This window comes from Streptomyces sp. NBC_00083, assembly GCF_026343295.1.
Taxonomy (GTDB): Bacteria; Actinomycetota; Actinomycetes; order Streptomycetales; family Streptomycetaceae; genus Streptomyces.
Genome location: NZ_JAPELY010000005.1, coordinates 246920 through 266358, shown reverse-complemented (window position 1 = coordinate 266358; position 19439 = coordinate 246920). Strand labels below are relative to the sequence as shown.

Annotated in this window: 16 protein-coding genes; 3 read left to right on the top strand and 13 right to left on the bottom strand. The window is 73.2% G+C overall.

The window, feature by feature from the left end:
• The 8 genes from OOJ98_RS33845 to OOJ98_RS33810 all read right to left on the bottom strand — a co-directional run bounded on the left by OOJ98_RS33845 (window position 1) and on the right by OOJ98_RS33810 (window position 7185).
• Window positions 1-927 (bottom strand): NAD(P)/FAD-dependent oxidoreductase, encoded by a 927-nt coding sequence (locus OOJ98_RS33845; protein WP_267058965.1) that lies wholly within the window; start codon window positions 925-927, stop codon window positions 1-3.
• Entirely contained in the window at window positions 924-1532 is a 609-nt protein-coding gene (locus OOJ98_RS33840) for a DsbA family protein (RefSeq protein WP_267058964.1), read from the bottom strand. Before OOJ98_RS33840 ends, OOJ98_RS33845 begins: the two co-directional genes overlap by 4 nt.
• Complete coding sequence (locus OOJ98_RS33835) at window positions 1529-1825, bottom strand: hypothetical protein (RefSeq protein ID WP_267058963.1); 297 nt, start codon at window positions 1823-1825, stop codon at window positions 1529-1531. Before OOJ98_RS33835 ends, OOJ98_RS33840 begins: the two co-directional genes overlap by 4 nt.
• Window positions 1826-1877: 52 nt before the next feature.
• Window positions 1878-3335 (bottom strand): hypothetical protein, encoded by a 1458-nt coding sequence (locus OOJ98_RS33830; protein ID WP_267058962.1) that lies wholly within the window; start codon window positions 3333-3335, stop codon window positions 1878-1880.
• Window positions 3332-4492 carry a transposase gene (locus OOJ98_RS33825; protein WP_267058961.1) on the bottom strand — a complete coding sequence of 387 codons (1161 nt, stop codon included), beginning with the start codon at window positions 4490-4492 and terminating at the stop codon, window positions 3332-3334. Before OOJ98_RS33825 ends, OOJ98_RS33830 begins: the two co-directional genes overlap by 4 nt.
• Window positions 4493-4833: 341 nt before the next feature.
• Window positions 4834-5553 (bottom strand): SDR family oxidoreductase, encoded by a 720-nt coding sequence (locus OOJ98_RS33820; protein ID WP_267058960.1) that lies wholly within the window; start codon window positions 5551-5553, stop codon window positions 4834-4836.
• A gap of 37 nt (window positions 5554-5590) precedes the next feature.
• Window positions 5591-6937, bottom strand: a complete 1347-nt coding sequence (locus OOJ98_RS33815) for an NDP-sugar synthase (RefSeq protein WP_267058959.1) — start codon at window positions 6935-6937, stop codon at window positions 5591-5593.
• A gap of 26 nt (window positions 6938-6963) precedes the next feature.
• Window positions 6964-7185, bottom strand: coding sequence for a hypothetical protein (locus tag OOJ98_RS33810; protein WP_267058958.1), 222 nt, complete (start codon window positions 7183-7185; stop codon window positions 6964-6966).
• Between the two features lie 276 nt (window positions 7186-7461).
• Between OOJ98_RS33810 and OOJ98_RS33805 the strand changes: the two genes are divergently transcribed.
• Window positions 7462-8316, top strand: a complete 855-nt coding sequence (locus OOJ98_RS33805) for a LuxR C-terminal-related transcriptional regulator (RefSeq protein ID WP_267058957.1) — start codon at window positions 7462-7464, stop codon at window positions 8314-8316.
• 35 nt (window positions 8317-8351) lie between these two features.
• Here OOJ98_RS33805 and OOJ98_RS33800 read toward each other — a convergent pair whose 3' ends face one another.
• Window positions 8352-9275: a transketolase gene (locus tag OOJ98_RS33800; RefSeq protein WP_267058956.1), complete on the bottom strand. Its 924-nt coding sequence runs from the start codon at window positions 9273-9275 to the stop codon at window positions 8352-8354.
• A gap of 242 nt (window positions 9276-9517) precedes the next feature.
• Here OOJ98_RS33800 and OOJ98_RS33795 point away from each other — a divergent pair, with 242 nt between their 5' ends.
• Both OOJ98_RS33795 and glgA read left to right on the top strand, forming a co-directional pair.
• On the top strand, window positions 9518-11488 hold the full coding sequence (locus tag OOJ98_RS33795) for a helix-turn-helix domain-containing protein (protein WP_267058955.1): 1971 nt from the start codon (window positions 9518-9520) through the stop codon (window positions 11486-11488).
• 207 nt (window positions 11489-11695) lie between these two features.
• On the top strand, window positions 11696-12937 hold the full coding sequence (gene glgA / locus OOJ98_RS33790; protein WP_267058954.1) for a glycogen synthase: 1242 nt from the start codon (window positions 11696-11698) through the stop codon (window positions 12935-12937).
• Between the two features lie 21 nt (window positions 12938-12958).
• Here glgA and glgB read toward each other — a convergent pair whose 3' ends face one another.
• The 4 genes from glgB to OOJ98_RS33770 form a co-directional block, all read right to left on the bottom strand.
• Window positions 12959-15145 carry a 1,4-alpha-glucan branching protein GlgB gene (glgB, locus tag OOJ98_RS33785; protein WP_267058953.1) on the bottom strand — a complete coding sequence of 729 codons (2187 nt, stop codon included), beginning with the start codon at window positions 15143-15145 and terminating at the stop codon, window positions 12959-12961.
• Entirely contained in the window at window positions 15142-17280 is a 2139-nt protein-coding gene (locus OOJ98_RS33780; protein WP_267058952.1) for an alpha-1,4-glucan--maltose-1-phosphate maltosyltransferase, read from the bottom strand. The genes glgB and OOJ98_RS33780 overlap by 4 nt, the downstream gene beginning before the upstream one ends.
• Before the next feature lie 76 nt (window positions 17281-17356).
• Window positions 17357-18124: a MinD/ParA family protein gene (locus OOJ98_RS33775; RefSeq protein ID WP_267058951.1), complete on the bottom strand. Its 768-nt coding sequence runs from the start codon at window positions 18122-18124 to the stop codon at window positions 17357-17359.
• A 51-nt stretch (window positions 18125-18175) separates the two neighbouring features.
• Window positions 18176-19429, bottom strand: coding sequence for a PP2C family protein-serine/threonine phosphatase (locus OOJ98_RS33770; RefSeq protein ID WP_267058950.1), 1254 nt, complete (start codon window positions 19427-19429; stop codon window positions 18176-18178).
• Window positions 19430-19439: the final 10 nt, after the last annotated feature.

Below are 19439 nucleotides of genomic sequence, written 5' to 3'. Positions count from 1 at the left end.
CTAGTCGGCCTTCAGCTCCGGTGGATACAGGAAGTAGTTGGCGGCCGACGCGGCCTGTGCGCCCTCGTGGACGGCGGAGGTCACCTGGTGGGAGTGGAGCGCGGTGAGGTCGCCCGCCGCGTACACCCCGGGCACGGACGTCTTCTGCTCGGTGTCGACGGCGACGTACCCCGAAGCGGCGAGTTCCACGCCGAGCTGGCGGGCGAGGGCCGTCTCGGGGGTGGCGCCCTGGATGGAGAAGAGCGAGTCGAGCGCGAGGCGCCGGCCGCCCCGGGTGTGGATCGCCGTCAACTGGCCCTCGGAGCCCTCGGGTTCGGCGATCCGGTCGTGCACCACCTCGATCCCGGCCGCCGCGAGCCGGGCACGGAAGGTGGGGGTGATCTCGTCGTGTGCGCTGTTGGTCAGGAGCCGCACGCGGTCGGTGAGGCTGTGCAGCTGCATCGCCTCCCCGGCCGCCGCGTCGGTGTGCCCGACGACGAGGATCGAGCGGCCCCGGTTCTCGTAGCCGTCGCAGGTGATGCACCAGAACATGGAGCGGCCGACGTACGACTCCCAGTGCGGGAAGTGCGGGAAGTGGTCGAGGACGCCGGTGGCGAGGACCAGGGTGCGGGCCCGCCAGGTCAGGTCCTGGGCGTGCAGGGTGAAGCCGCGCCCGGCGTCGCCCTCGACGGCGGTGACCCGGTGGTGCGCGATCCGGGCGCCGGGGTAGCGGGCGAGCTGCTCGGTGCCGAGCTTGCGCAGGTCGACGGTGGGGATGCCGCCGGGGAAGCCCAGGTAGTTGTGGTTGACCTGGTGGTGCGTGGAGCGGCCGTGGCCGGTGTCGAAGACCAGCACCTCGCGGTTGTAGCGCGCCAGGTACAGGGCGGCGGAGAGCCCCGCGGGCCCGCCGCCCACGACGGCCGCGTCGACCGGTGCCGCCGTGTTCATCCCCGGCTCCGCTTCAGCTCGTAGAAGCCGGGCGTGGCCGCCATCATCGTCAGGCCGTGCCACAGCCGCAGCGCGTCCTCGCCGCGCGGCACCGGCGTCACCACCGGCCCGAAGAAGGCGACCTGGCCCGTGCCGGGAGGCCCGTCGAGGGCGAGCACGGGGGTGCCGACGTCGTCGCCGGCGAGGGTCACGGCCGCCTTGTGGGAGATGAGCAGCGCCTCCTCGTGGGCGTGCGAGACCAGCGCGTCGGCGAGGCGCGTGGGCAGGCCGCACTCGCGCAGCGCGGTCTCGACGGTGGGCCGGTCCTGCGGCAGGCCCCGCTCGTGGAAGCGGGTGCCGAGCGAGGTGTAGAGCGGGCCGAGCACCTCGTCGCCGTGTTCGGCGCGGGCGGCGGCGCAGACCCGGGCCGGGCCGCGGGCCTCGGCGAGCATCTGCCGGTAGGCGCGCGGCAGCCGGGGGTTGTCCTGGAGGACGGCCAGGCTCATCACGTGCCAGCGCACGGTCACCGGGCGCTGCCGGCGTACTTCGAGCAGCCAGCGGGAGGTCCCCCAGGACCAGGGGCAGATCGGGTCGAACCAGAAGTCGACGTCCGTCGAGTCGCTCATGCCGCTGCCTCCAGTCCGACGCCGCGCACCAGCGCGAGCACCACGTCACCCAGTTGTCGCACGCTTGCCGCGTCCGGCCCCCCGGCCGTGAACCGGAGCCCCGGCCCGTCGCCGGAGGGCCGGACGGTGAACCAACTGCCGTTCTCCAGACGGACGGTGAGGCCGTCCGCGCGGTCGAGGCGGACGCCGCCGCCGGTGTACGCGGCCTCGATGGCGGCGAGTGTCGCCGCCGGGTCGGCCACCTCGACGCCGTGCGCCCCGCCGAACGCGCCGCTCCTGTGTGGTGTGCTCATGTCTCCCCTTCGTCCTCAAGGTGCCCGTCCGTGGCCGGGACCGGTCGCGTGGTCAGCCCGCCGGGCGCTGCCAGGTCGCGAGCCTGCGGACCGCGGCCAGCGGGATGGCGAGCCACTCGGGCCGGTTGCGCGCCTCGTACAGCGCCTCGTACACCGCCTTGTCGGCCTCGAAGGCGCGCAGCAGCACCGGACGCACCCGGGGGTCGGCGCCGCCCGCCTCCGCGTAGCCGGTGCAGAACGCGCGCCGGTTGTGGACGGCCCACGCCGATGCGCGCTGCGCCAGGCGGATGCCCCGCGGGTCCCGCGCGGGCTGCTCGCCGGGCGGGGCGCCGAGCACCTCGGCGAGCGCGTGGTGGGCGGCGTAGTCGAAGGAGCGCAGCATCGCGGCGACGTCGCGCAGCGCGGGCTGCGGGTGGCGCCGCTCCTCGGGCGGGCGGCCCGGCTCGCCCTCGAAGTCGATGAGCACCCAGCCCTGCTCGCCGCGCAGCACCTGGCCGAGGTGCAGGTCGCCGTGGACGCGCTGGGCCTCCAGGCCCCTGCCCGCGACCTCGGCGAGGTCGCGGTACATGGCCCGCAGCTGCCGCGCGTGGGGCAGCAGGGCGGGCACCTCGGCGAGCGCCGCCTCCAGGCGTACGCCCAGGGCGTCGGCGAGCCGTACGGCGCCCCCGGAGCCGAGGGTCTCGGTGCCGAGCTGTGCGGCGAGCGCGGCGTGCACCTCGGCGGTGGCCCGGCCGAGCGCGCGGGACTCCTCGGCGAAGCCGCCGAACGGCGAGACGCTGTCGCACGCGCCGGTCAGGCAGGCGCGCGCCTCGGCGACGGCGAGGGCCCAGCCGTCGCCGCGCGAGGGCACGAACTCCTGGAGGATGCCGAGGGTGATCTCGCCGTCGAGGGCGCCGGGCGCGGTGCGCAGCCAGCCCAGCGGTGCGGCGCTCGGCACGTTGCCGGCCCGGCGCAGGGCTTCGAGGAGCTCCAGTTCGGGGCTGGGCCCGTGCACCAGGTGGCGCAGCACCTTGAGGATCATGCGGTCGCCGAAGGCGACGGAGGTGTTGGACTGTTCCGCGCCGAGCAGCCGGGCGGGCAGAGCGGCCGGGATGTCGGCGCCGGGCATGCGGTGGAACTCCACGGCCGCGTCCGAGCGTTCGGCGCCGAGGAGCTCGATGAGGCGGCCCATCAGCTCGGGGTCGGCGGTCGCGTCGTACAGGACCCGGCCGGCGCTCGCGGTGGCGTGGCCGATCGAGGCGGCGGTGAGCCGGCCGGGCAGCTCGGTGCGGACGCCGACCAGGAGCTGGTACCAGTCGTCGGGGCCGGTCCTGATGACGGTGTGGACGAGGGCGGGCTCGCCCGGCCACAGCACGTCGACGAGGACCGGCTCGGCCTCGGCGAGGGCGTGGTCCTTGCCGGCGTACCAGCGCTGGGTGCGGATCCAGGAGGGCAGCAGCCGGCGCAGGTCCGCCGCGATCCGCTCGCTCTCGCTCAACTCCGTGATGACAGGGGACGGCTGAGTGGTCATGCGGCGCTTGCCTCCATGGTCCGCCGGCCGGGGACGGCCCGTACCGGCTGCGGGGCGGTGAGCACCCGGATGGCGTGGGCGAGCGACACCATCGTCATGTGGTGGTGCCAGCCCCGGAAGGACCGCCCCTCGAAGTCGCGCAGGCCGAGCGGGTCGCCGTAGGTGGCGAGGTCGCGCTCGACGCGGCGGCTGAGCATCGCGGTGCGGTAGACGGTGCCCAGCTGCGACTGGGGCATGTTGGTGAGCCAGAACTCGTCGGGCGCCGGCCGTCCGGCCGTCGTCCACGCGCCGAGCAGCAGCAAATCCTGGCTCTCGGCGGGGCTTTGGCGGTCGCGCAGCCGGGCCCGGGTCGCGCCGACGGAGGTGGCGCGCAGGGTGTCGGTGGTGTGGTCGAGCCACTCCACGGGCATCTGGTGCCGGCTCAGCGCGGCGGTGAGTCCGGCCGGTGCACCGTGGTGCGGCCCCCAGTCGAGCGCGGTGTGCGAGGAGGCGGGGTGGACGCGCACCACGAACGGAATTTGACGTGCCGTCAGCTCGGCGCAGACGGGGTACGGGTCGGTCTCCCGCAGGTCCATCACGACCGGGCGGCTGTGCAGGCTCCATTCGTCCGCCATGGCCGCGACCGAGCCGATGGCGCACTGCTCGGGCGGGCAGGCGCCCACGCCGTCGGGGATGGAGGCCCGCTCCCGCATGCCGGGCTCGTCGGTCCAGCACTCCGGCAGTACGAGGCGCCAGTCGACCGGGGTGCTCACTCGGTCGGAAGCCAGCCAAACGCCCATCGCCTGTTGACAGTTGACTACCCGTCCGTACTGCGAGACGAACTGGCGCTCCACACCCACCGAATGGCGCCCCACTTTGGTAATCACCAGGGGCTGCACCACCCATGCGCGCGGCTGTGCCAGACCCTGGAACAGATGGGCCAGTTCCCGGCGCACCGGCATCGCGTCCCACGGCGATTTGCTGATGAACTGGTAGAGGCTCTGCTCCACGCTGCCCCGGCCGTTTCCGGCGAGTGCGCGCATTGTCTTCTTCCCGTCGACCGAGAGCAGGCCGCGTACGTACAAGTCGCCCCAGCGCCGCTGATCGGCGCGCGGAATGGAGGCGAGTGCCCGGTTGAGGAACTCGGTGACAATCTCCGGAGAAATCTCGTCGGGCAATTTCTGCTCAGGTACGGCGGCTACCACGGCTATTACCCAGCCCTCTCCACGGGAATTCGGGGATCGTCGAGGCACGGTCACAGGTAGAGCGGGCTCTGCGGCCTCGGTGCGGAGACCGGCGCCGGCGGCCGCGGCGGAGGAGTCCGCCGGGCCGGGCCGGCCCCGGTTCCTGGCCCGCCGGCGCGGGGGAATGGCCGGTGGGCAGGGGGGACGGGGCGGAACGGTCGGGGACCGCCCTCGTCGTATCGAGGACCGGGAGGCGTGCCGCCCGGTCTTGGTGGGCCGCCGGCCACAGGCGCCGGTCGGACGGATCGTGCGGCGCGCGGCCGCGCCGGCGGGGGTCAGGCGACCCGGTGCTCCAGCACCCGGTCGGGGGCGAGATGGCCGAACAGGGCCGGCCAGTCGTCCGGGGCGGTGCCGGGCTCGCTGTATATCTCGAAGGTGCGGCCCGCGGCCTGCGGGGCGCGCAGCGCCTGGACGCAGGCCTCGGCCACCGAGGCGCGCGAGACCCAGCCGTAGCCGCGGTCGTTCTGCTCCAGGCGGACCCGGTTGCCCACCGAGTGGTCGTCGGTGAGCCAGCTCGGCCGGACCACGGTGTAGGGGAGACCTGACTCCCGTACCGCGTCCTCACCGCGCAGCCGCCAGTCGAGCAGTCGGCCGTAGGCGTTCATGGGGTGCTCGCGCCGGGTCACGAAGATCTGGCTGATCAGCACGAAGTGAGGTTGTCCGCCGTGCTCCGCGGCGGCCGCGAGGGCGTTGCGGACACCGTCGTGGACGGTGGACTCGGGCGAGTCGGGACCGGTGTCCGCGGTGCCCGGCTCCACGCCGAAGACGATGGCGGAGCAGCCGCGCAGCGCGTCCGCGAGGGTGGCGGCGTGCCGCACGTCCGCGCGGTGCACCTCCACCTGGCGGGGCAGCGGTGCGGCGCCCCGCTCGGGGTCGCGGCTGACCACCCGGACCCGGGCGCCCAGTTCGTGCAGCCGCCGGGTCACCAGAGTGCCGGTCCTGCCCGCGCCTCCGATCACCGCGATGGGACCGTGCGGGGCAATGGGGCCGTGCATGCTTCTCCTCTCCCGTGGCCGGGCGGCCGGCGTCGGCTCACGCCCAGCGCAGAATGTCGTCGGAGTTGCGCAGTTCCGTGTCCGCGGGCACCCCGGTGAGCGCGGGCACCCGCAGGCGCGGGTAGACGGTGATGCCGCTGAACCGCAGACCGGGCCAGAGCACGGCCCCGTCGCCGATGGCGGCGTGGTTCTCCAGCCGGGCGGGCCGGGCGCGTTCGGAGTGGACCTCGGCCATGGGGCCGACGTAGCTGTCCGAGACGTCGGCGTACGCGCCGATCACCGCGGACTCGCCGACGGCCGATCTGACCAGGGTGGCGCCCTCACGGACCTCGGCCCCGTCGCCGATGTCCGCGTGTTCGAGGCGCACCCCGTACCCGATCTCCACGTCACGGCCGACACGGACGCCGGGGCCGATCACCACGGTGCCCTCGTCGAGCTTCTGCGCGAGGGTGGTGCCGGTCAGGTCGTCCTTGGTCCGCAGGCTGCTGGGATGGATCCAGCGCCGCGTTCCGGGCGCCTCCGGATCGGGGGCGTCCATCAGCCGGTTCATCTGCTCGTACGCGCCGTCGAGCACGTGCTGGACCGTCTCCAGATAGTCCGGCACGTTGCCGAGGTCGCCGAGGCGTCCGATGGTGTGCGCCGCCACCGGGTGGCCGCGCTCGACCAGCCAGGGCAGCAGGTCGCCGCCCCAGTCGAGCCGTTGGTGGGACTGCCGGAACAGCTCCGGCTCCCGGGCGAGCAGCCGCAGCCGTCCACAGTCGACCAGGTACATGCCGGCGTTGGTGGGCAGTGTGGTGCGCGGGTCGGTGGCCGTCGCGGGGAAGATCTCGTGCAGTTCGGCGGTGTGCGGCTTCTCCACGAAGCCCTGGACCAGGCCGTCGTTCCCGGTCCGCATGACGCCGTACTTGGTCGCGATCTCCTGCGCGGTGCGGGCCACCGAGGCGACCGTCACCAGGGCGTCGCGGTCCTCGTGCGCCGCGGTCATCGCACCGAGATCGAATTCGAAGAGCGAGTCGACGGGCAGCACCAGGGCGCGTCCCTGAAGATCCCACTGTTCGAGGTTGTGCAGCGTGGCCCCGGCGGAGCCGACGTTGTAGCGGTCGAAGCGCGATCGCGAGTAGCTGATCTCGACGCCGTAGCGTTCTCCGTGGCCGAGGAGGAGCTTGATCTGATCGCGGTTCTCCAGGCCGTGGGTCACGATGTAGAAACGGCGGATTCCCTGTTCCCGGCAGGCTTCAAGTACCCATTCGATAAGGCTGCGGCCGACGAAGGGAATGAGGGCCTTGCTGCGAATGTAGTCCGCCGACTTGAGAGTGATGGGCTTGGCCCGCTCTCCCCTGCCCCCGGCGAGAATGATGCCGACTGTTTCCTGATCCGTACTCATTTCGCCCCCGTCCGGCCCTTGCGGGATCAGGTCCAGTTGGAGTCGTCCTCGGTGTTCACGTTGCTCGCACCGCTCGGTGCGCCGGCGTGAATTGCCGTCCAGTTGGAGTCGTCGGGCGTTGCGCCACCACTGTGCTGTGCGGTGGAGGCGAAGGCGGTGCCGGCGGATACCTGAGCGCCGAGCGTAATGGCGAGGGCCAGTGCGAGACCGGCGGTAATTCTCTGAACCATCGTCTGGTTGAAGTTCATGATTGCCTCCCCTATGGCTGAAAGACCTACCAGGTCTTCCGTCAGACGAAGCATGCCGCAGAAAAACCCCCCGGCCCGGTTTTCGCTAGCATCGTGATTGCGCAATGCAGAAACAAGAAGGGGAGGCACATGTGTAGAAACCCGGACATCAAGCCACAAGCCACTGTGATACGACCCTGCGATTGGGGGCTTGAGCGGTACCGGGAGGCGCTGGCCAAGGGTCCGATTGGTGGTGAAATTCCCGAATGCCTCCTTGAGTTGGGGCTGCTGCGGCCATTGGCTGAAACACCGGCCCTGTGGGCGGCGATCCCGCCGGACATCGCCACCAGCGAGCTGGTGCGCCCCATGGAGCGCGCCGTCCTGGTCCAGCAGCACACCATCGCGGCCATCCAGGAAGCGGTCTCGCACGCCGAGGACGTCTACCGGGAGGAGCACCGCGAGTCCGCGACCCCGCTCCGGCTGCTCCAGGGCGCCGACGTCATCAGCTCCGCGCTGCTCCAGGCCAGGGACGACTGCGTCTCGGAGATGCTGACCGCGCAGCCGGGGGGCTCGCGCGACCCGGAGGCGCTCGCCCGCACCCTGCCGCAGGAGATCGCGATGTCCCGGCGCGGCGTCAAGCAGCGCACCCTCTACCAGCACACCGTGCGCGCGCACGGCCCCACGCTCGCCTACATCGAGCAGGTCGCCCAGGAGGGCGCCGAAGTGCGCACCCTGAACGAGCTGTTCGACCGCCTGATCGTCTTCGACCGGCGCGTGGCGCTGATCCCCGACCCGCGCCACGAGCTCAAGACCACGGCGCTCCTGATCGAACACCCGGCGGTGGTGCAGTACTTGGTGAAGGTCTTCGACCACGCCTGGGCGCGCGCGGAGCCGGTCAGCATGACCGCCGAGCAGGTGCGGCCGCGCCTGATGACCGACGAGACCCGGCGCACGGTGCTGCGGCTCATGGTGGAGGGGCACACGGACGCGGTCATCGGCACCCGGATCGGCATCAGCACCCGTACGGTCTCCACCCACATCAAGAAGGCCTCGGAGCTGCTCGGGGGGCGCAGCCGCGCCCATCTCGCCTATCTCCTGGCCCAGTCGGAGATATTGGAGGACGGTCCGGCACGGCCCGGCCCCGCCTCCTGACCGACGCTCGTCCCGTGGCCGTCCGGCCGCGAGCCTCAGCCGCGCGGCCCCGCCAGGCCCGCGGCCTCCAGCACGGCGTGTACCTCCGCCGCGCCGACCGGCCCGCCCCGACCGAGCGGCACCCCCACGACCTCACACCCCGGCAGCAGCGCGGCCAGCTCCTGCGCGAGGCCGCCGTCGGGCGCGTACCCCCCGACGACCACGAGCCGGCTGTGCCGCGCGGCGATGCGTTCCGCCGCCGCCGCGAGCGGCGCCCCGCTCAGATAGACGAGGTGCGCGTGGCCGAGCGCGGGAGCCGCGCGCCGGGCGGCGAGCGCCAGCGCGGTGCCGGTCTCGCCCGCCGACACCAGACACGGACGCGTGGGCGGCGCCTCGGACTCCCAGTTGACCATGGGCAGCCCCGAGCCCTCCCAGGGCAGCGATCGATGGCGGGTGCCGCGGCCGATGCGGATGTAGTGGGGCCGCCCCAGCTGGGCGGCGACGCGCACCACGGCGCGGGTCTCGGCCTCTCCGTACGGGGAGGCGAGGATGACGCCCGGAACGCGGCGCAGCGCGGCGAAGTTGAGGGGCGCGCCCTCGTACGGCGCTATCACGGTGGCGCCGGCGGAGAGGTAGCCGATGGTCAGCTCCAGGTTCTCGGTCTCCCGGTGCGGCGCGAAGGTGCTGACGAACGGCCGGAATCCGGCGACCGCGAGGCCCTTGGCCATCCCCACCATGGCCACCTCGACGGTGCCGAGCCGGAAGAACCGGTCGGGGCGTGCCGCCTCGAAGGGGTGGCCCTCGACGCCGTCGGGCCCGGCCTCCAGGCAGACCACGCGTTCGTCGTGGGCCGCGACCCGGGTCAGCTCGGAGCGGTAGGCATCGAGGCCGGTGAGCGGCCGCGCGCGTTCCGCCGGCCCGTCGTCGGACGGCATGTTGTCGCCCCCGGGCGCCATCGCGTCCACCACTTCACTCACCATTGCAAACGCCCCCGTGCCGGTCGAGTCGGAGCTCCGGCGGCACCACCCTGCCCTTTGAGTCAGGCTTCCAGGAAGGTGCCGAGACGACTACTTACCGCACCCGAGTAGTGACCCGCTCACCTTTTACCCCCTTTGAACTGGGGTTTTACATAGCAAGATGTGGTTGACGCGATCGGTGCGCGGCCCCTAGGTTCCCCCACGGTCGAGCGATTCAGGCCATCGCGGGGACGGGGGAGGACCACGTGCAGGGGACGAGCGACACCGTGGAGTACGACAGCCTGTTCCACCTACTGCAACTTCTCGCCGATCAGGCACCCTTGCGCAGCTTCGACGAGCCCCTCGCGCGGGCGCGGGCCGAGGGGGCCGAACCCGCGCATATCGCCCTTCTGGAGCGGGCCCGCGCGCTCGTGCTCGATGTCCACGAGGGGTTCGCGCGGGGCCGGCAGCGCGAGGCGGGCCTGTCCGAACTCGTCGATCTGGCAAAGGAATTGGCGCTGCCGCACGATCTCGACGCGCTGCTCCACCTCGTCGCCCGGCGGGCCCGGCTGCTGCTGGGGCTCGACACCGCCTGGGTGAGTGTGCGCGATCCCGGCCAGGGCCGGCTCGTGGTGTGCGCGTCCGACGGCCACACCGCGCCGTTCGCTCGTGCGTATCCCCACCCGGCGCACGAGGGGGCGGGCAACGCGGCGATCGCCCGGGGCGGCCCCTTCTGGACGTCCGACTACCTCGCCGACGACCGGTTCGCGCACCACGGCGGCGCCGACGACATGGTGCGCGCCGAAGGCCTGCGCGCCCTGGTGGCGGTGCCGGTGCGCTGCGCCGAGAACGACACCACGCTCGGCGTCCTGTACGTCGCCCATCGCGCGGTGCGCTCGTTCAGCCCGTGCGAGATCGGCCTGATGTCCTCGCTCGCCGACCTCACCGCCGCGGCCATCGCCAGGGCGCGCCGCTTCGACCGGGTCCGACGGGAGGTCGGCGAGCTGGAGTTCGTCACCTCGCGGGCGATGAAGTTCGGCTCGTCCGCGCACCGCCTGCTCGATGTGCAGAGCCGGCTGACCGATCTGGCGCTGCGCGGGATCCCGCCGCACGAGCTGGCCGAGCGGGCCGCGGCGGAGCTGGGCGGCGCGCTGATCATCCGGGACGCGGGGGGCGCGGTCCTCGCGTCGGCGGGCGACTTCCCCGACGTCAGCGAGGTGGAGCTGGAGCGCGGGGCGCTGGACGCGCACGCCGCCCGCGCTCCGGTCGCCTCCGCGGCCGGGCTCTGGTTCTGCCCGGCCATGGCGGGCGACGAGGTCCTCGGCACCCTCGTCGTCGCGCCGGGCGACTCCGCGGCGAGCGGCCAGGAGCCCATGATGCGGGCGCTCGCCCAGCCCGTCTCGGTCCTGCTGCGGATGCAGGGCGGCGCGGCGCTCACCGAGCACCGGCTGCGCGACGAGCTCTTCCACGAACTGCTCGGCGGCTCCGCGCTCTCCGCGGACCGGCTCAGCGACCGGGCGCGCTGGCTCGGCATCGACCTCGCCGCTCCCTACGTCGTGGTGGTGGCCCGGCCGCAGGGCGGCGGCGCGCGCGAGCAGGCCGCGCGATGGGCGGCGGGCCATGTGCGGCGCCACGGGGGGCTTCGCCTGTCCGACGGGGACGGCGTCGTGATGCTGCTGCCCGGCAGCGACCCGGACGCCGCCGCGGGACGGGCCCGCGACCAGCTGACCGCGGTGCTCGGACGGCCGGTCTCGGTCGGCGCGGCGGGCCCGGCCACCGGCCCCGCCGCGGTGGCCCCGACCCACCGCGAGGCGCGGCGCTGCCTGGAGGCGGTGGTCGCGCTCGGCGACAACGGCGGCATCGGCTCCCCGCGCGAACTGGGCTTCCTCGGACTGCTGCTGGCCGAACAGCCCGACGCCGTCGCGTTCATCGCGGCCACCGTCGGGCCGCTGCTCGACTACGACGCCCACCAGGCGACGGCGCTCGTCGCCACCCTTGAGGCGTACTTCGGTACCGGCGGCAGCCCCACGCGGGCCGCGGAGATCCTGCACGTCCACGCCAACACCGTCTCGCGCCGCCTGGAGCGGATCACCGAGCTGCTCGGGCCGGGCTGGCAGGAACCGGTACGGGCGGTCGAGGTGCAGCTGGCGCTGCGGCTGCACCGCGCCCGGCACGCGATCCGCGACCGGGGCGCCCGCACGGCCGCCTTCGCGGGACGCGCGCGGCCCCAGGCCTGACGCGGCGTCAGCTCAGGTTCGCTAGCGTCGCGGTGGGGCCCCCAGGGCCGTGCACCGCGCTCCCGCTGCCGTACGGCCCGGGGCCCCTTCCCACCGCCCGCGCCCCACGGCCGTGGCCCCCACGCGCCGCCCCGCGCGCCCGGGGCGCCGTCATCGGCCGGGCGCGCGAGGGCGGCCCGAGCCGACCTTCGACCTCAGGAAGTGCCGATGAATCCGCAGCCGACCCGCGCCACCGCCGAGACCCCGCCCGCCGCCCGCCCGCGCGTCGACCTCCTGACCAAGGAGTACCCGCCGGAGGTCTACGGCGGAGCGGGCGTCCATGTGGCCGAGCTCTCCCGCGAGCTGCGCAGGCTGACCGACCTCAGGGTGCAGTGCTTCGGCGCGCCCCGCTCCGCGGACGGGGTCCTCGCCCACGCCGAGCCCGCGCTCGGCGAGAACGCCAACCCCGTCCTCGCCACCCTCGCCGTCAACGTGACCATGGCCGCCGCCGCGGCCGGCGCCGAACTGGTCCACAGCCACACCTGGTACGCCAACGGCGCAGGCCGCCTCGCCCAACAGCTCTACGGCATTCCCCATGTGGTGACCACCCACAGCCTGGAGCCGCTGCGCCCCTGGAAGGCCGAGCAGCTCGGCGGCGGCTACGCGCTGTCCTGCCTGGTCGAGCGCTCCGCCCTGGAGTCGGCCGACGCGCTGATCGCCGTCTCGCACGGCATGCGCGAGGACATCCTGCGGGTCTACCCGGCCATCGACCCGGGCCGGGTGCACGTCGTGCACAACGGCATCGACACCGAGGTCCACCGCCCCGACCACGCGACCACGGCCCTTGAGCGGTACGGGATCGACCCGGACCGCCCGATCGTCCTGTTCGTCGGCCGCGTCACCCGCCAGAAGGGCCTGCCCCACCTGCTGAGGGCCGCGTTCGCCCTCGACCCGTCCGCCCAGCTCGTGCTGTGCTGCGGACAGCCCGACACCCCGGCGATCGCCGCCGAAACCGCCTCCCTGGTCGAGGAGTTGAGCCGGGTCAGGGACGGTGTCGTACGCATCGACGGCATGCTCGACGCGGTGTCGCTGCGCCAACTGCTCACCCATGCCACGGTGTTCGTGTGCCCGTCCCTGTACGAACCGATGGGCATCGTCAACCTGGAGGCGATGGCCTGCCGCACGGCGGTCGTGGCGACCGCGACCGGCGGCATTCCCGAGGTGGTCGCCGACGGCGAGACCGGACTCCTGGTCCCGATCGAGCAGGAGCAGGACGGCACCGGAACCCCGCTCGACCCCAAGCGGTTCGCGGCCGATCTCGCCGACGCCGTCAACCGGCTGATCGCCGACCCGGCGCTCGCCGCGCGCCTCGGCGACGCGGGCCGGGCGCGGGCCGAGGAACACTTCGGCTGGGACCGGGCGGCCCGCCGCACCCTGGCCCTGTACGAACGGGCCCTCGGCCGCGCCTGACCGGGCGGCCGCCCGGCCCGCTCACTCCGGCCGCAGCCACACCGCGCCGAGCGGCGGCAGCACCACGGTGGCGGACGCGGGGAGCCCCCGCAGCGGCTCCCCGTCCGCCAGGACCGGGCCGGCGTTGACCGTGCCGCTGCCGCCGTACGCGGCGGCGTCGGTGTTGAGGACCTCCCGCCAGCGGCCCGCCGCGGGCAGCGCGAGCCGGAAGCCGTACCGCGGGGCGGGCTGGAAGTTGTAGACGCAGACCAGGAGTTCGCCGTCGGAGCCGTGCCGCACGAACGAGTACACGTTGTCCTCGGCGGCGTCCGCGTCGATCCAGCGGAACCCCTCGGGGTCGCCGTCCCTGCTCCACAGCGCGGGGTCCGCGGTGTAGCGGTGGTTGAGGTCCCGCACCAGGTCGCGGACGCCCGCGTGCGGGGCGTGCCGCAGCATCGACCAGTCCGGCCCCTTCTCGTGCGACCACTCGGTGTCCTGCGCGAACTCCTGCCCCATGAAAAGGAGTTGTTTGCCGGGGAAGGCCCACATGAAGCCCAGGAACGCGCGGAGGTTGGCGAGCTGCTGCCAGCGGTCGCCGGGCATCTTGGCGAGCAGCGAGCCCTTGCCGTGCACGACCTCGTCGTGGCTGATCGGCAGGGTGTAGTGCTCGGCGTAGGCGTACATCATCGGGAACGTCATCCGGTGGTGGTGGTACTGGCGGTGCACCGGGTCCTCGGCCATGTAGGACAGCGCGTCGTGCATCCAGCCCATGTTCCACTTCAGGCCGAAGCCGAGCCCGCCGTGGTCGGTGCGCCGGGTCACCCCGTCCCAGGCGGTGGACTCCTCGGCGATGGTGATCACGCCGGGGGAGCGCCGGGCCACGGTCGCGTTCATCTCCTGGAGGAACTCCACGGCCTCCAGGTGCTCGCGGCCGCCGTAGGCGTTGGGCTCCCACTGCCCGGCCTCGCGGGAGTAGTCGAGGTAGAGCATGGACGCCACCGCGTCCACCCGCACCCCGTCGACGTGGAACTCCTCGCACCAGTAACTCGCGTTCGCCACCAGGAAGTTGCGCACCTCGGGGCGGCCGTAGTCGAAGACGAGCGTGCCCCAGTCGGGGTGCTCGCCGCGCCGCGGGTCGCCGTGCTCGTACAGGGCGGTGCCGTCGAAGCGGGCCAGTGCCCAGTCGTCGCGCGGGAAGTGCGCCGGGACCCAGTCCACGATCACGCCGATGCCGGCCTGGTGCAGGGTGTCGACGAGGTGGCGGAAGTCGTCGGGGGTGCCGAGCGCGGCCATCGGCGCGAAGTAGGAGGTGACCTGGTAGCCCCAGGAGCCGCCGAAGGGGTGCTCGGCGACCGGCAGGAACTCGACGTGGGTGAAGCCGAGCGCCTTCAGATAGCCGGGCAGTTCGCGGGCGATGTCGCGGTAGCCGAGCCCCGGCCGCCAGGAGCCGAGGTGCATCTCGTACACGCTCATCGGCGACCGCTCGGCGGGCGCCGACCCGCGCCGGGCCAGCCAGGCCGCGTCGCCCCACCGGTGGGCCGGGGTGTGCACCACGGACGCGGTGCCGGGCGCGGACTCGGCGGCCGAGGCCAGCGGGTCGGCCTTCTGGATCCACTCGCCCCGCTGGGTGAGGATCTCGTACTTGTAGCGCACCCCGTCACCGACGCCGGGCACGAACAGCTCCCACACCCCGCACGCGCCGAGCGAACGCATCGGGTGCGCGGCGCCGTCCCAGTGGTTGAGGTCGCCGGTCAGCCGCACGGCGCGGGCGTTCGGCGCCCACACCGCGAAGGCGGTGCCCGCGACGGGGCGCCCGCCCGCGTCGTGCGTGCGGGTGGTGGCGCCGAGCACCCGCCACAGCTCCTCGTGCCTGCCCTCCCTGATCAGATGCAGATCGAGATCGCCGAGGGTGGGCGCGAAGCGGTACGGGTCGTCGTAGCGGAACACGGCGGAGCCGTAGTGGGCCTCCACCCGGTAGTCGAGCGGGCCCGTGACCGGCAGCAGGCCGGTGAACACCCCGCCGTCCTGGTGGACGAGTTCGGCGAGCGGCGCCCCGTCGGGGCCGGTGACCGTCACGGCGTCGGCGAACGGCCGCAGCACTCGCACCGCCGTCCCGCCCGGCGCCGGATGTGCGCCGAGCAGCGCGTGCGGATCGCTGACCTCGCCGGTGACCAGGCGCTTGAGGTCGGTGGCGGCGAGCTGCGCGGAGGGCTGCGTTGCGGTGGTCACGACTGCGGGTTCCCGTCCGTGAAGATGTGGGCGACCTGGCGGCGCGGGTCGAGGCGTACGTAGTTGTCGCGGCCCCACTGGAAGGTCTCGCCGGACAGCGCGTCGCGCACCGCGAAGGTGTCCGAGCGCTCCAGGCCGAGGGCCGGCAGGTCGAGGCAGACGGTCGCCTCGCGGACGCTGTGCGGGTCGAGGTTGATGACCACGAGCACCCAGTCGTCGCCGGAGGAGTCGGCGGCGCCGTCGGCCCGCTTGGAGAAGCAGACCACCGCGTCGTTGTCGGTGCGGTGGAAGCGCAGGTTGCGCAGCTGGTGCAGGGCAGGGTGGGCGCGGCGCACCCGGTTGAGGGTGCGGACGAGGGGGACCAGGGTGTCCTCGGCGCCGTCCCAGTCGCGGGGCCGGTACTGGAACTTCTCGGAGTCCAGGTACTCCTCGCTCGCCGGGCCGGCCGCCACGTTCTCGTACAGCTCGAAGCCGGCGTACATGCCCCAGCTGGGGCCGGCCATGGCGGCGAGCACCGCGCGCACCGCGAAGGCGGGCCGGCCGCCGTACTGGAGATAGGCGTTGAGTATGTCGGGGGTGTTCACGAACAGGTTGGGGCGCAGATAGGCCGCGCTCTCCTCGCCGCCGAGCCCGGCCAGCTCCCCGAGGTAGGACTCCACCTCGTCCTTGGAGTTGCGCCAGGTGAAGTACGAGTACGACTGGTGGAAGCCGGTCCTGGCGAGGGTGTGCAGCATCGCCGGGCGGGTGAAGGCCTCGGCGAGGAACAGGACGTCGGGGTCGCTCTCGTGGACCGCGCCGATCAGGCGCTCCCAGAACGAGACCGGCTTGGTGTGCGGGTTGTCCACGCGGAAGATCCGCACCCCGTGCGCCATCCAGTGCCGCAGGACGCGCAGGCACTCGTGGTGCAGCCCGTCGGGGTCGGTGTCGAAGTCGACGGGGTAGATGTCCTGGTACTTCTTCGGCGGGTTCTCGGCGTACGCGATCGAGCCGTCGGGCCGGTGCCGGAACCACTCGGGGTGCTCGGTCACCCACGGGTGGTCGGGCGAGCACTGGAGCGCGAAGTCGAGCGCGACCTCGATGCCGAGTCCGGTGGCGACCGCCACGAAGTGGTCGAAGTCGTCGAGGGTGCCGAGGTCGGGGTGGATCGCGTCGTGGCCGCCGGCCGCCGAGCCGATCGCCCAGGGCGATCCCGGGTCGTGCGGGCCCGCGCTGAGCGTGTTGTTGGGGCCCTTGCGGTGGGTGGTGCCGATGGGGTGGATCGGCGGCAGGTACACCACGTCGAAGCCCATGCCGGCGATGGCGTGGAGGCGCTCGGCCGCGGTGCGCAGGGTGCCGCCGACCGGCGCGGGCAGCAGGCCGTCGGCGTCGGCCTCCGTGGAGATCACGGCGCCCTCGGAGCGCGGGAACATCTCGTACCAGGCGCCGTACAGGGCGCGCTCGCGGTCCACGCGCAGCGGGTGTTCGGCGGACACCGTCAGCAGTTCGCGCACCGGGCGCGCGGTGAGCAGCGCCGTCACGATGGGCCGCAGCGCCGCGCCGAGCCGGTCCTGCGCGGGCAGCGCGGTGTCCCGCAGGGTGCGGGCGGCCGCGACCAGCGGGGTGGCCTCGCGGGTGTCGAAGGCGTCGGCGGCGCGTTCGAGGAGCAACGCCCCTTCTTCCAGGACCAGTTCGATGTCCTGGCCGGCCGGGATCTTGATCTCGGCGGCGTGCCGCCAGGTCGCCACCGGGTCGCTCCACGCCTCGACGCGGTAGGTCCAGTCGCCCTCGCGGTCGGCGCAGACCCGGGCCGCGTAGCGGTCGGTGCCGGGGGCGAGCAGCCGCATCGGGGTCCACTCGCCGGTGTTGCCCTCGGGGTCGGTGAGCACGACGTTGGCGGCGACGGCGTCGTGGCCCTCGCGGAAGACGGTCGCCGAGACCTCGAAGACCTCGCCGGGCACGGCGCGGGCGGGCCGCCGTCCGTCGTCGACGCGGGGGCGCACGTCGACCACCGGGATCCGGCCGACGGTCGGCGCGAACGTCCGCGTCCCGGCCGGCTTCGCCACCGGGGCGGGCCGCTCGGTGCGGGCGGCCGGGGCGACGGCCGCCGTGGTCCGTACGGGCGCCCTGCCGTTCTTCGGCATGGTGGTGCCTTTCATCGTGGTGTGCCTCCTCGCACCGGGGGTGCGGTCATGGAAGTGGTGCGGTCGACGGCGTGCGGTCGGGGGCGGGGGGTCACCGGCGGATGGCGCTGGTGCCGTTGCTGACCTCGGTGATGATCCGGCGGTACCCGGCGACCAGCGGATGGTGCGGGTAGGCCGTGCTGAACAGGCGCTCACCGGCGAGGGACGCCATCTCCGGTGCGTAGGGAAGGACGGCGGTCACCTTGGTGGCGTACGCGCTCTCCACCTCGGCGCGCATCCGCTCGCCCACGCCGCCGTCCGGGGCGAGGTTGACGGCGACGCTCATCCGGACACAGCCGAGCCGCCCGGCGAGCGCCATCGTCTCGCCGGCGCCCGCCAGGTCCAGGCGGTCCGCCCGGGTCATGATGACCAGGACGTCGGCGCTGGCCATCGCCGTCACCGTCTCGTTGTTGAACCCGGCGTGCGTGTCGAGGAGCAGGACGTCCAGGGCGAGCGAGTCGATGAGCCGGTCGAAGCCCTCGCGCAGCAGGCCCACGTCGTAGCCGCGGCCCATGATCTCGTTGACGCCCGCGGCCCGGTTCCTGGCCGGCACGAGGAAGAGGCCGCCGTGGCCCGCGTCGGTGTCCGCGGGGTAGGCGGCGTCCTCGATCTCACAGCGCCCCACCAGATAGTCGGTGAGCGAGCGGCGTACCGGTGCCATCGCGTCGCTGAACATCACGTCGAGGGACGGCGTCTGGATGTCCGTGTCCACCAGGGCGACCCGGCGGCCCGCGGAGGCCAGGAGGAGCGCCAGGTTCGCGGCCGTGCTCGACTTTCCCGTCCCCCCTCGGTAGGAGTGCACGGTGATGATCTGTGACATGGTTTCCACCCGGTAGTTCGGTGAGTCGCGGCAGGCAGGTCCGGTGCTGGGTCAGACCGCGCCCGCACCCTCGGGCCGCCGCCAGTGGACGGCCATCATCGTGATGTCGTCGGACTGTTCGGCGGGGCCGACGAACTCGCCGAGCGCCCCGTCCATGTGGTCGAGCAGCTCGTCGCCGCTGAGCGCCGCCTCGGTGAGGTGCCGCAGCATGCGGTCCTCGCCGAAGAACTCTCCCGTCGCCGAACGCGCCTCGGTGACCCCGTCCGTGTAGATGAACAGGGTGTCCCCGGGGCGGAACTGGGTGTATCCGAGCGAGAAGGTGACGTCGGGGATGACGCCGACGGCGGGGCCCGTGGGGTTGAGCAGCACCGGTTCGGCGCCGTCGCCGCTGACCAGGACCGGCGGGTTGTGGCCGCCGTTGATGTAGACGAGGTTGCCGGTGACCGGGTCGAGGACGCCGAAGAACATGGTGGCGAAGTAGCCCTGCCGGATGTGGTTGCGCGTGAGGTAGTTGTTGGTGCCGACGACGGCGTTGAGCAGCGGGGTCGCGCCGACCACGGGGATGGCGCGGCTCTGCTCCTGCCAGGCCGCGTCCTCGCCGAGCAGGTCCGCGGCGATCAGGTTCTGCAGCCCGCTCTGCTCGGCGGTGTGCCGCAGCAGGCTGCGGATGAGCGCCATGAACAGGGCGGCGCCGACGCCCTTGTCGCAGACGTCGGCGACGACCAGCGCGAGGCGCCGCTTGTTGACGAGTTCGAAGACGTCGTAGAAGTCACCGGCCACCGTCCGCGCCGGCCGGAACCTGACGTTGATCTCCCATCCGTCGGGGCTGGGCAGCGAGTCCGGCAGGAAACCCATCTGGATCTCCCGGCCGATCTCCAACTCCCGCTCGTAGCCGAGCAGTTCGGCGTGCGCCGCGACGTCCTGCACGGTGCGGCTGAGCGTCGCGTGCTCGTGGCAGTTGCGCAGCCGGGCCCGTATCAGGTCGGGGTAGAAGGGCGGCACCAGGTAGTCGGAGCCGGCGTGCACATGGCTGCCGAGCAGATGCAGGTCGTGTTCGGCGAAGGCGACGACGGTGGGGCTGTTGCCCTCGTCGTCCAGGCGCCGGGTCACCGCCCGCACGGTGTGGGGGGAGACGTCGGCGTGCACGAGCAGCACCTCCGTCCCGGGGACCTGCCCGTGCTGGGCGCCGAGCACGTCCCCGGGGGTGCGCACGCGTACCCGGGCACCCACGGTGTGGAGCGCCTTGAGGAGCTCGGCGGGCGCGTTGCGGCCTTCGTCCAGTACCAGCACGTTTGTCTGTGACATCTCGTCCCAT